The organism is Planococcus sp. APC 3906 (assembly GCF_030407685.1).
In the GTDB taxonomy this organism is placed as follows: domain Bacteria; phylum Bacillota; class Bacilli; order Bacillales_A; family Planococcaceae; genus Planococcus; species Planococcus koreensis.
The window spans coordinates 45,213-57,205 of sequence record NZ_JASDCW010000016.1 but is presented as its reverse complement, the minus strand read 5'-3'; the positions used below and the strand labels follow the sequence as shown (position 1 = coordinate 57,205).

The following is an 11,993-nucleotide window of genomic DNA, read 5'->3' as shown; positions in this document are numbered from 1 at the left end:
AATAACTAAGCGAGAAGGTGTTCTGTGATGAAAGTAAAAAAAATGGAAGCAGGACTGTACTGCCTCGGCTGCAAAGAAGAAGTCAATCACGAAGTAACGTATATCAATGATGACATAAAAAGCATCAGTTGTTTGCAATGCGGCCGGACGAAGGAGTTGAAATTGGATCTCAAAAAAGAATTCTATAAAGAAATATATGAACGCATATCAACAAAGCCGACACGGATAACAAAAGAATACAAAGAAGACCTGAGCCATTTGCTGCTATCGCTGCCGGTTCGGGCAATCAGGAAACCGTACGAGCTTTTAAAAGATGTCAATTCTTCCCGGAAAGTGATGCAAACTTATAAATCGAAGAAAAAAATAAAATAATCTCTCCTGCTAAAGGGTCTGGCTTCTCAACAAAGGAGAGGAGCCAGACCCTTTTTATTCTTGACGAATTAACTGAAAAGTCTTATGATATTTACATATGTTACGCATATGAACAAATGTAAACATGGAGGAGGATTTTCGATGACTCAATTAGTGAATTTGCCGCCACGCGTCAAAGAGACAGACCTAACAGGGCTGCTGAAGCAAATGTGGTTGATCCGGTACTTTGAAGAAAAAGTTGACGAGTTTTTTGCCAAAGGCATGATTCATGGAACGACGCATTTAGCGGTAGGCCAAGAAGCATCAGCAGTGGGCTCGATCGCTGTACTGGAAGACCGGGACAAAATTACAAGTACGCACCGGGGGCATGGCCATTGCATCGCTAAAGGCGCGGAAGTGAATCGGATGATGGCTGAATTGTTTGGGCGTACAACCGGTTACTGCAAAGGAAAAGGCGGTTCGATGCACATTGCGGATGTCGAAAAAGGAAACCTGGGAGCGAATGGAATCGTCGGCGGTGGTTTTTCAATTGCCACCGGAGCAGCCTTGACTTCCCAAATGAAAAAGCAAGGCTACGTTGTTCTTTGCTTTTTCGGGGATGGCGCATCAAATGAAGGGAGTTTTCATGAAGCAGTGAACTTGGCGTCTATATGGAAGCTTCCTGTCGTCTTTATTTGTGAAAACAACCAATACGGCATGTCTGGCCCAGCAAAAGAGATGATGAATGTCGAAGATGTCGCACAGCGTGCAGAAGCGTACGGCATCTCTGGAAAAGTAGTGGACGGCAATGATGTTTTTGACGTCATGAATGGCGTTGGTGAAGCGGTGGACCGGGCACGAAACGGAGAAGGTCCTTCGATTGTGGAAGCGAAAACGTACCGGTGGAAAGGCCACTCGAAGAGTGATGCCAAAAAGTACAGAACCCGCGAAGAAGAACAGGAATGGCGAGCGAAAGACCCGATTGCACGTCTGCGCGATGTATTGATTGAAAAAGGATTATTGACAGAAGAAGCAGCTGATGAGATCAAAGCCGAAGCGAAAAAGGAAATTGAGGATTCCGTTGAATTTGCAAAAGATAGTCCGATGCCGACCATCGATGACTTAATGGAAGATATTTATGCTTAAAGCAGAGCAAAGGAGAGTATGGCCATGAGGGAGCTGACCTATTTAGAAGCAGTTAAAGAAGCAATGAGCCAGGAAATGCGCCAGAACGAAGATGTATTCATATTGGGCGAAGACATCGGCGTCTATGGTGGGGCTTTTGGTGTAACAAGAGGCATGATCGAAGAGTTCGGGCCAGAACGGATTCGCAATACACCCATTTCAGAAGCTGCGATTTCCGGAACAGCAGTCGGTGCAGCATTGACCGGCATGCGTCCGATATTGGAACTTCAGTTTTCGGACTTCATCACGATTGCAATGGACAATATGGTAAACCAAGCTGCAAAAATCCGCTATATGTATGGCGGTAAAGGGAAAGTGCCAATGGTGCTGCGAACGCCATCGGGATCCGGCACAGGTGCAGCGGCACAGCATTCCCAAAGCTTGGAGGCCTGGATGGCCCACGTACCAGGATTGAAAGTCGTTCAACCTTCGACAGCTTACGACGCCAAAGGGCTGCTGAAAGCAGCGATTGACGACGACAACCCGGTCATTTTTTATGAACATAAGCTATGCTACAAGACGAAGTCGGACGTGCCGGAAGAGCTGTATTCCATTCCGCTGGGAAAAGCGGACGTTAAGCGGCAAGGAACCGATGTAACGATTGTTGCGACAGCAATTATGGTCCATAAATCACTTGAAGCGGCGGCGGAACTCGAAAAAGAGGGCATCCATGTAGAAGTAATTGACCCGCGTACACTGGTTCCTCTGGATACAGAAACGATTATCCAATCTGTGAAGAAAACGAGCCGGCTAATAGTTGTCCATGAAGCGGTCAAGCGTGGAGGGTTTGGCGGGGAAATCGCCAGCACGATTGCTGAAAGCGAAGCCTTCGATTACCTGGATGCGCCAATCAAGCGCTTAGGAGGAAAAGCGGTACCGATACCGTATAACCCTGAACTGGAAAAAGCGGCGATTCCAACTGTCGATGATATTGTTGCAGCAGTAAAAGAAACGTTAAACCGCCTGTAGGGAGGAGGAATGAATCGATGGCCAAAGAAATATTCATGCCGAAACTAAGCAGCACGATGGAAGTGGGAACTTTGCTGCAATGGTTCAAGAATGAAGGCGATGCGGTTGCAGTAGGCGAGCCATTGTTTGAAATTATGACGGACAAAATCAATATTGAAGTGGAATCCTACGAAGAAGGCATTTTGCTGAAAAAGTATTTCGAGGAAGATGATGAAGTGCCAATCAACCACGTCGTTGGATATATCGGCGAAGCCGGCGAGCAAGTGCCTGACTCGCCGCCTGGTGAATCAGGGTCTGCAAAAGAAGATGAAGATGTAAGCGACTCAAGGCAGCCGCAACTAGAAGATTTGGTGCAGCAGGGCATTACCGATACCACTTCTGAAAGAACCGCAAACGAACCGGCTGAGACCGAAGCAACTGCTGAAAAACTTCGGGCGACTCCTGCTGCTAGAAGAACAGCGAGAGAAGAAAATGTGAGGCTTGCTGAAGTGCCGGGATCTGGACCGAACGGGCGTATTCATCAAGGCGATGTCATGGCTTTTACGTCTTCACATACTGCACTTAAAGCGACGCCATTAGCGAAAAAGGTTGCCGAAGCAGAAGGCGTTGATTTAAAAGAAGTTAGTGGAACAGGATCTCAAGGGAAAATTTACCGTGCCGATGTCGAAGGCGTGAAACAGATTGCATCATCTCCTGTTGCAGCCGGCGGCAAGCGCGTTAAACTGGAAGGCATTCGTAAAGTAGTGGCCCAGCGCACGCTTCAAAGCAAAACGACTGCTCCACATGTGACATTGACGACCGAAGTGGACATGACTGAAGCGATCAATTTGCGTAAGCAATTGCTCGGACCGATTGAACAGCAAACCGGATTCCGGGTTTCTTACACGGAAATCATTTTAAAAGCTGCAGCTTATTCGTTGAAGATGCATCCACATATCAATGTTGCATTGGAAGGCAATCACATCATCTACCATGAAGAAATCAACCTTGGATTGGCCGTTGCCGCAGATAACGGCCTGCTGGTCCCCGTGGTTAAAAATGCGGATCAAAAAGGCCTTGCGGCGTTGACTGCAGAATGTAAACGCCTCGGTAAAGCGGCGCGCGAGAACAAAGTGAAACCGGAAGAAATGTCAGGCGGCACTTTCACCGTCAGCAATCTGGGAATGTATGCCATCGATGCCTTTACACCCGTCATCAACCAGCCCGAATCAGCTATTCTTGGCGTGGGGCGCATCAATGAAAAGCCGGTTGGCGTTAATGGGGCTATCGAGCTTCGGCCGATGATGGTTTTGAGTTTGTCGTTTGATCACCGGGTAATTGATGGTGCTCCGGCTGCAGCCTTTTTGACGGAGTTGAAAGAAGCGCTTGAACAGCCATTCAAATTATTGGCCTAAGGAGTAGATGTCAGTGAATAATTATGAAGTAGTGGTGCTTGGAGGAGGTCCTGGCGGGTATGTAGCTGCGATTCGTGCAGCGAAGCTCGGAAAAAAGGTGGCTCTGATTGAAGCCCGGGACCTCGGCGGTACTTGTCTAAACCGCGGCTGCATTCCATCCAAGACTTTGCTGAGACATGCGGAAGTGATTGAAAGCATCGAAAAGGCCAAAAGTTGGGGCATCGAAACAGGTGCGATGACTTTTTCCCTTCCGAAAATGCTGGCTCGGAAAGATGCAGTGATCCAGCAACTGAGAAACGGTATTTCTTATTTATTAAAAAAAGGCAAGATCGATGTCTACAATGGCTTGGGTGAAGTGCTGGCCGATCAGTCCATTTCTATTCAGCTTAAGGAGAAAACAGAAGTCATTCGTGGTGAAAACATTATTATTGCGACAGGCTCCCGGCCGGTTGTTCCGCCGATTCCCGGCGTTGAAGAAGCAGTATGCTTCACAAGTGATACGATTTTCGACATCGGGAAGATTCCGGAGTCGATGGTCATTGTAGGCGGTGGCATCATTGGTTCAGAGCTTGCCTGTATTTTCGCGAGCCTCAATGTGCCTGTCAGCATCGTTGAAATGGGCGGCAGAATTGTGCCGAGTGAAGAACCAGAGGCATCTAAAGCTCTTGCTAAGGCCTTGAAAAAGAAAGGAATTTCAATTCTGACAAGTACGAAAGTGATGGGAATCGAACAGCAAAATGGTAGCCAGCTTGTGCATGTCGAATCCGAAAATGGCGAAAAAGAAGCGCTGGAAACAGATGTGATTTTGATGGCTGTCGGCAGGGCGCCGAACACTTCCGCTTTTGCCGAATTGAAATTGGAAATGAACGGGCCATTTGTCAAAGTGGATGAACGGATGGCCACCAGCATTCCTTCTATTTATGCAGTGGGCGATGTGATTGGCGGTTGGCAGCTGGCCCATGCAGCCAGTGCGGAAGGGTTGGTTGCTGCTGCAAATGCAGCAGGCGGAAAAGAGGCGATCGACTATAATATTGTACCGCGTTGTGTGTACACGAGCCCTGAAATTGCCAGTGTCGGCATGACAGAAGAAGAAGCGAGACAGCGGGGAATCGATTTTAAAGTGGTGAAAGTGGATCATGCAGGAAACGGCAGGGCGCTGGCGCAAGATGAAAAAGAAGGCTTCACTAAATTAATTGCCGGCACCAAATATGGAGAGATTCTCGGTGTCCTGATGGTCGGCCCCCATGTGACGGAAATGATTGCCGAGCCATCTGCTTTTATTCACCTGGAAGGAACAGTGGATGAACTTGCTTCCATGATCCATGCCCATCCGACCATAACAGAAAGTTTGTATGAAGCAGCAGCTTCCTGGATTGGAAAAGGCGTTCACCATTAATTGCCAGATGCAGTCTTTCTACCTTAAGATAGAAGAAGAGAAACTTGTGGTTAGTAAAGGCAGCGATTGGATTGGAATTATGATTGGAACGTTGTTCATAAATGAAAGCGTTTCATTCGGTGCATCCATTCGCTTTTCAAGTTTGAATAAAATGAGAAGGTGCATTCATGATGAATTGGGAAGAGCGCAGGCAAATCGTAAAAGTATCAAGGCTTTATTATTTTGAAGGATTGACTCAGGCAGAAATCGCGAAGAAAATCGGCGTATCCCGCCCGGTCATCTCCAAATTATTGAACAAAGCCCGGGAAAGCGGCATTGTTGAGATTTACATTAAAGATGAAAATGCGCATACAGTGGAACTGGAACACCAACTAGAGAAAAAGTACGGGCTGAAAGAAGTAATAGTGGTTCCGGCAGCTGGCAGAAATCCGGAGATGGTCAAGCAATCTTTGGGAAAAGCCGCGTCTTTCTACATCTCCAAAAATATCAACGGAAAAAAATCACTCGGAATTTCCTGGGGCAGCACATTGGCTAAATTTGTGCAGGAATATCCGTTTGAACAACATCAGCAGCTGAAAATTATTCCTTTGGTCGGCGGAATGGGAAGTAAACTGGTGGAAATCCACTCCAATCTGCTCGCTTATCAGCTGGCACAGAAGATGAACACAACTTGTTCGTATCTGTATGCACCGGCTATGGTCGAGAACGCCGAGTTGAAAAATCGTCTGGTTCAATCAGCTGATATTGCCATGGTGCTGGAAGAGGGGCGTAATGTCGATATGGCGGTCGTCGGTATCGGTAATCCTTATGAAGATTCGACTATGACGACCATGGAATATCTGAAAAAGGAAGATTTGCAGTCCTTGAAGCAAGCTGGGGCTGTAGGCGACATCGGTTCGCGTTTTTACGATCAATCCGGGAAACAGATCAAGCATCCGTTGAATGATCTGGTCATCGGCTTGGATATCAACGAGTATAAACAGATTCCGGAAGTGGTGGGCATCGTGGAAGGCACCCATAAAGTCCAAAGCTTGAAAGCGGCGTTGAGAGGCGGCTTTTTGGATGTTTTGGTAATTGACGACAGCACTGCGAACTTAATCATTTAATTTAAAACCGCTTGGACAGAAGGAGAATTCCTCTGCCCAGGCGGTTTTTCTTTGCGTGAACGAATGCGGAATTTAGCTTTGAAAGCCGCTGTCTCGCGATCCACCTATGTTTTTTGAAGTGGTAATTTCTTTTGTTTTCAATTATAAATTGTTTGTCATTTTGCATGATTCACCCTGCCTTTGTAAGGAAATCCAGTAATAATTTACAGAAACACTTGCAGTTTTTTATTAAATCTTATATGCTTTAAAACGTAATCATTACTATTTAAGAATTTATTATTTACTTGGAAGGAGCGAAATGGATGGATCAACGAATTCCAGTAACGGTTTTGAGCGGCTATTTAGGTGCTGGCAAGACGACGCTGCTGAACAATATTTTACATAATCGCGACGGGCTGAAAGTGGCGGTCATCGTCAATGACATGAGCGAAGTGAACATAGATGCATCTTTAGTGGAACAAGGCGGATTTTCACGGACTGAAGAAAAGTTGGTGGAGATGCAAAACGGCTGCATTTGCTGCACGCTGCGGGAAGATCTGATTGTTGAAGCGGAAAAGCTCGTGAAACTGGGCTCGATCGATTATATTGTCATCGAATCGTCCGGCATCAGTGAGCCGGTTCCGGTGGCGCAGACGTTTTCGTATTTGGATGAAAACCTGGCAATCGATTTGTCGCAGCTTTGCCGACTGGATACGATGGTAACTGTGGTCGATGCTGCGAGATTCTGGGCGGATTTTGCTTCCGGCGATACGCTGCTTGAGCGAAAAGAAGCGGTGGCGGAAGATGATGTAAGGGAAATCGCGGATTTATTGATTGACCAGATTGAGTTTGCGAATGTCCTGGTCATCAATAAACTGGATTTGATCTCTAAAGAAAAAGCCGAGGAATTAAAGGGCGTGTTGAAGCGCCTGAACCCGGATGCCAAAATCATCGGCACGCAGTATTCGGAAATCGCATTAGAGGAAGTACTGAATACAGAACGCTTTGACTATGAACAATCCAGCCAAAGCGCAGGGTGGATCAAAGAATTGAACGAGGAACATGTGCCCGAAACGGAAGAATACGGTATCAGCTCATTTGTCTTCCGCAGCAGCAAGCCATTCCATCCCGAGCGGCTGATGGACTGGATTATGGAATGGCCGGTAGAAGTGGTCCGCGCAAAAGGCTTTTTATGGATCGCCACACGGGACGATGTTGCGGTGCTGCTTTCCCAGGCAGGTCCGTCGTTGAGCATTGAGCGGGCAGGGGCATGGGATCTGGATTACGGAGTGAAGATGACGGAACTCGTGTTGATTGGCATCGGCATGGACCAGCAAGCCATAACGGAAGATTTAACAAACTGCCTGCTGACCGAAGAAGAAATGGCGATGGACTGGCAGGAGTTTCACGATCCTTTGCCAGCGTTTTACGAAGAACTTGAAACGGAAGGAGGAGACTTGGAACATGCGCGTTAACATTACATTGGCTTGTACAGAAACAGGCGACCGCAATTACAGTACGACGAAAAACAAACGCAATAACCCGGAACGCATCGAATTGAAAAAATACTGCCCGCGTCTCAAAAAGGTTACTTTGCACCGAGAAACGAAATAAAAATTTTTTACGAATTTTTAAAGCGTAATGATTACTTTTAAAGGAGAGATAATATGGCGAAAAAATCAAAAGTGGTAAAAGACCAAAAGCAGCGGGAAATGGTGGCACATTATGCGGATCTCCGCAAAGAACTGAAAGACAAAGGCGATTACGAAGCATTGAACAAACTGCCGCGGAATTCCTCCCCGACGCGCTTGAAAAACCGCTGCGAAGTGACCGGCCGCCCTCGGGGCTTCATGCGCAAATTCAAAATGTCGCGGATTGCATTCCGGGAACTAGCCCACAAAGGCCAATTGCCTGGCATTAAAAAAGCAAGCTGGTAAAATGATAGAATAAGAACAAACGTGCAAGGGTGGGGTAGAAATGAATGAACGGTTGCTGGACTTTTTACGGAGAAGTGAAGTGAGCAGACTTCCAGAAGAAAAAAGAAAACTATATGAATTCATCACAGAGGCTGAAGATGCCCTGGCTGAAAAGGCTACAACAGCAGATGAGTTCTTTAGCCTGGTGCTGACGGAATCTCCCATCAACTTGGCCATGAATCATTTTAAATTACCTTACGATCAAGTTGTCTCACTGCTCACGGACATTGAAGACGAACTTCATGTGAAAATCAAACAGCGCTCCGAAAAAGTGAAGTGGATTGATTTTAGTGATAAGTCCAATCAGAATATGGATGGTGAGAGAAAGAATCATTTGTTTTTGTTTATTAATGAATAACGAAATTAATAGCTCGTACACCGCCGCTCCCGACGTATTCACGTCGAAGGGAGCGGCGGTTTTTTAATCCGCTTTAAAATTGCTTGATGTTGTCCATAGCAGTTTGAATAAATTAATAAAATATGGGTTTCAATTAACAATTTTATATGATAAAGTATTTTGAATATTTAAATAACTAATTCATCTTTTATTATTTTCGATTGAAAACTATCCCATAAAGGAGAAGATGAAAATGAAAAAGTATTTGGCAGAGTTTATCGGCACTTTTATTTTAGTATTTTTGGGAACGGGTACAGCTGTAGTTTTGGGTGGATATACAGGAGGAACGGACATAGGATTCCTGGGGGTTCTGGCCATTGCATTGGCTTTCGGGCTTTCAATTGTGGCAGGCGCTTATGCCATTGGCCATGTTTCGGGATGCCATGTGAATCCTGCAGTTTCGCTGGCGGTTTGGATGTCAGGGAACCTCAGCGCTAAAGAGTTTGGGGGCTACGTCATTGCCCAAATAATAGGGGCATTTGCCGGCAGCTCTTTCCTTGGCTTTCTTGTCGCCAGTTCTACAAGCCTGGAGGGGTATGGTGCCAACGGCTACGGGGATTTGAGTGCGGTCGGCCTGAATCTGGCTGGTGCACTTGCCGTCGAAGTGGTTCTTACTTTCATCTTTGTATTGGCCATTCTCGGTGTGACATCAAGTAAGGCAACTTCTCATATGGGCGGGCTCGTGATCGGATTCACGCTGACGCTTGTCCATCTTATCGGAATTCCGTTGACTGGCACGTCTGTCAATCCCGCGCGAAGCTTGGCTCCTGCCTTTTTTGCCGGCAGCGATGCATTGGCACAAGTATGGGTATTCCTTGCTGCTCCTCTTATCGGAGCAGCACTTGCCGCCGTTGTATTTAAATCATTCTTCATTATAAAAGAAGAGACTGGGATTGAGATAGCTGGTGAGCCGAATATTGAGGAGAGCGGCGCAAATGAAGATGCCCGTCCTGTTTCTAGAAACAAATGATTCTTGCTAGTGACGATAATTTATACCGCAGAAACCGCCGCTCCCGACATATTAATGTCTAGGGAGTGGCGGTTTCTTATTGTTTAAGGAAGGAATTTTTTTGTGAAAAGTGCGGTATAAAGAAGAAGTTGGGAGCTGAAGGGGACCTATTTAACTAGAAATGGTTTATAGACTATAAGATTTAATTATTGTAATATAAAGGAAAAGTAATAAATAGTAATGATTACTCTGAGGCGAATAATCTATTTACTTCCAAATCCAGATACCAGAAAGAGGAATGAACGTGAAAATCCCATTCAACGCAATGACGAAAAAAGTGGTCTTAATCACTATGATGACAAGCGTAGCTTTGACGGGAGGAGCCGGAAATGCATTTGCAGCAGATGCATCGGCCTATTCTAACCCGCAGGCTTATGAGGCTCAACAGGAAGCCAAGTATTCGAAGAAAGTAATGGCAGCGCTGGAAGAAAGCATGACCATCAAGCCGTCGGATTTCTCCATCGAGCAAATGCCTAAAACGGAGGCAATGGACCGTTACTTGATTTCGTTTGGCAAAAAAGTAAAAGGCAATGAAGTCCGCTTAGCGGTGAAAGAAATCTTTGGTATTGATCTCGATATCGTGTCGAAAAATGATTACGGTTCGAAGCTGGCTATTTATCCGGAGCCTGTTATGGAAAGCTTGCGTGCTTCATTTAATGCAGATCCGTCTTCTACTGAGCAGGATGCACGCATCATGGGGCTGACGAAAAACGCAGTGATGGACCGATATATCAAGGAATATGATTACACGTTGAGCGGAGCGGAGAACCGCAATTTGATCAATCAGATTTTCGGCGTTAACTTGAACGGCATTTCCGGTTTGGAACGTGCGCAATTGGCGATCAGTTCAAAAGGCCAATGGATTGTGAAAAGTGATACGGATTTGTTCATTCTGGAATCGAGCTTGGACGATGTGGACGTTTCGGTTTATGTAACTCCGTATTTTGAACAACTGACAGGCAGCAGCGAATTGCCAAAATCGCTTGTGGAAAAGTTGACGGGGATGGGCTTTACGTATATTGAAGAGTCACAGGTTCTGTATTACAAGGACCCGAATGGCCAGTCGGTGCCGGATGCGTTCAAGGGGAAAGTGCTGGGGACGATTTTAGGGGTTATTAGTACAGAATATAAGAACTAAAAAGATTAAAAGAAAAATCCCCGCCAGACAGAAATTTTCTGTCTGGCGGGGATTTTATTATCAACACAAATTTCACACAGCAGTTTCTTCTTCCGGTACGCCAAGCCGTTCGGTCAGAATGTTGTAGATTTCCTGGAAATAGCGGTCGTCGTAACTCATTCCGTTATAGGAAGCGGAGCGGATGATGACTTTTCTATCCACTTTGACGACCTCGATGTGGACCGTGTTGCTGGTGCCGGTCTCCTCAATTTCGCGTTGTGCTTCCTGCATAAATGCAAATGCATTTTGCGGTTCGTATTGCTTAAACGTTTCAAGCACTTCATTGAAAACGGTGATGGTGTTTTCTTCGCTTCTAAACAACCAGTAATAATCCTTATTCATACGCGATAATTGCAAATTAAGTTGATAATGCACCGTAATCCTCCTAGGGAAATCGAATCTGCCGATTAAGTATAAAGTTCTATACCCTGTTTAATCCGTTTTGAAGAGCGCGAAAGAATAATATTTTTCATTCCACATTTAGTATTCTGTCCAATACAAATAATCCCCTCCGAACAGTAAAATCTGCCCGGAGGGGATTATTTGTACCACGTGAAATTCCACCGCATTTACACTGTCGATTCTTCTTCCGGTTTTCCAAGTTTGTCAGTCAATGTGGAGTAAATATCCTGGAAATGCTTGTCATCGTACCACATTCCGTTATAAGAAGCAGAACGGATTATAGCTTCTTTATCCGCTTTAACAACTTCGATCTGAACGGTGTTGCTTTTCCCGGTCTCATCGATTTCGTGCTGCTTTTCCTCCATGAAAGCTTCCGCATTGGGCGGCTCGTATTGCTGGAAGGTTTGTATGACTTCATTGAAAACGCCGATTGTATCTTCTTCGCTCCTGAACAGCCAAAAATAATCCTTTTTCTCACGGGATAAATGCAGGTTAAGTTGATAATGCATTGTATTCCTCCTCTGAAATTGAATTTTGGTGATTGTGTATGGGGTTCTATACCCCATTTTAAGAGTTTGAATCGCGGCATTACGCCTCAGCTCATGCCGGAATTCTGAAGCTTTTTCAATTTGTTCATCATTAAGGAATATCC

General features: G+C 45.6%; 14 protein-coding genes. 12 read left to right on the top strand and 2 right to left on the bottom strand.

What is annotated here, in order from left to right; genetic code table 11:
• Nucleotides 1-27 precede the first annotated feature (27 nt).
• The 12 genes from QMA09_RS10660 to QMA09_RS10605 all read left to right on the top strand — a co-directional run bounded on the left by QMA09_RS10660 (nt 28) and on the right by QMA09_RS10605 (nt 10,900).
• Nucleotides 28-372 (top strand): bh protein, encoded by a 345-nt coding sequence (locus QMA09_RS10660; RefSeq protein WP_135502759.1) that lies wholly within the window; start codon nt 28-30, stop codon nt 370-372.
• Between the two features lie 141 nt (nt 373-513).
• Complete coding sequence (locus tag QMA09_RS10655; RefSeq protein WP_135502761.1) at nt 514-1,497, top strand: thiamine pyrophosphate-dependent dehydrogenase E1 component subunit alpha; 984 nt, start codon at nt 514-516, stop codon at nt 1,495-1,497.
• A gap of 24 nt (nt 1,498-1,521) precedes the next feature.
• Entirely contained in the window at nt 1,522-2,505 is a 984-nt protein-coding gene (locus QMA09_RS10650) for an alpha-ketoacid dehydrogenase subunit beta (protein WP_290213119.1), read from the top strand.
• Nucleotides 2,506-2,522: 17 nt separating this feature from the next.
• On the top strand, nt 2,523-3,899 hold the full coding sequence (locus QMA09_RS10645; RefSeq protein ID WP_290213118.1) for a dihydrolipoamide acetyltransferase family protein: 1,377 nt from the start codon (nt 2,523-2,525) through the stop codon (nt 3,897-3,899).
• Between the two features lie 13 nt (nt 3,900-3,912).
• Nucleotides 3,913-5,295 carry a dihydrolipoyl dehydrogenase gene (lpdA, locus tag QMA09_RS10640; protein WP_290213117.1) on the top strand — a complete coding sequence of 461 codons (1,383 nt, stop codon included), beginning with the start codon at nt 3,913-3,915 and terminating at the stop codon, nt 5,293-5,295.
• A 167-nt stretch (nt 5,296-5,462) separates the two neighbouring features.
• Nucleotides 5,463-6,401, top strand: a complete 939-nt coding sequence (locus QMA09_RS10635) for a sugar-binding transcriptional regulator (protein ID WP_135502769.1) — start codon at nt 5,463-5,465, stop codon at nt 6,399-6,401.
• A 302-nt stretch (nt 6,402-6,703) separates the two neighbouring features.
• The gene (locus QMA09_RS10630) at nt 6,704-7,855 is read left to right on the top strand and encodes a GTP-binding protein (protein ID WP_290213116.1); all 1,152 of its coding nucleotides are present in this window, start codon (nt 6,704-6,706) and stop codon (nt 7,853-7,855) included.
• On the top strand, nt 7,845-7,994 hold the full coding sequence (gene rpmG, locus QMA09_RS10625; RefSeq protein WP_058382433.1) for a 50S ribosomal protein L33: 150 nt from the start codon (nt 7,845-7,847) through the stop codon (nt 7,992-7,994). Before QMA09_RS10630 ends, rpmG begins: the two co-directional genes overlap by 11 nt.
• A 53-nt stretch (nt 7,995-8,047) precedes the next feature.
• On the top strand, nt 8,048-8,317 hold the full coding sequence (gene rpsN / locus QMA09_RS10620) for a 30S ribosomal protein S14 (protein ID WP_290213115.1): 270 nt from the start codon (nt 8,048-8,050) through the stop codon (nt 8,315-8,317).
• A gap of 40 nt (nt 8,318-8,357) precedes the next feature.
• Nucleotides 8,358-8,714, top strand: coding sequence for a hypothetical protein (locus QMA09_RS10615; protein ID WP_290213114.1), 357 nt, complete (start codon nt 8,358-8,360; stop codon nt 8,712-8,714).
• A 232-nt stretch (nt 8,715-8,946) separates the two neighbouring features.
• Nucleotides 8,947-9,723 carry an aquaporin gene (locus QMA09_RS10610; protein WP_290213113.1) on the top strand — a complete coding sequence of 259 codons (777 nt, stop codon included), beginning with the start codon at nt 8,947-8,949 and terminating at the stop codon, nt 9,721-9,723.
• A gap of 283 nt (nt 9,724-10,006) precedes the next feature.
• Nucleotides 10,007-10,900 (top strand): hypothetical protein, encoded by an 894-nt coding sequence (locus QMA09_RS10605; protein WP_290213112.1) that lies wholly within the window; start codon nt 10,007-10,009, stop codon nt 10,898-10,900.
• 72 nt (nt 10,901-10,972) lie between these two features.
• On the opposite strand, the gene QMA09_RS10600 is transcribed toward QMA09_RS10605, so the two are convergent.
• The gene (locus tag QMA09_RS10600) at nt 10,973-11,314 is read right to left on the bottom strand and encodes a hypothetical protein (RefSeq protein WP_135502783.1); all 342 of its coding nucleotides are present in this window, start codon (nt 11,312-11,314) and stop codon (nt 10,973-10,975) included.
• A gap of 194 nt (nt 11,315-11,508) precedes the next feature.
• Complete coding sequence (locus QMA09_RS10595; RefSeq protein ID WP_290213111.1) at nt 11,509-11,850, bottom strand: hypothetical protein; 342 nt, start codon at nt 11,848-11,850, stop codon at nt 11,509-11,511.
• Nucleotides 11,851-11,993 lie beyond the last annotated feature (143 nt).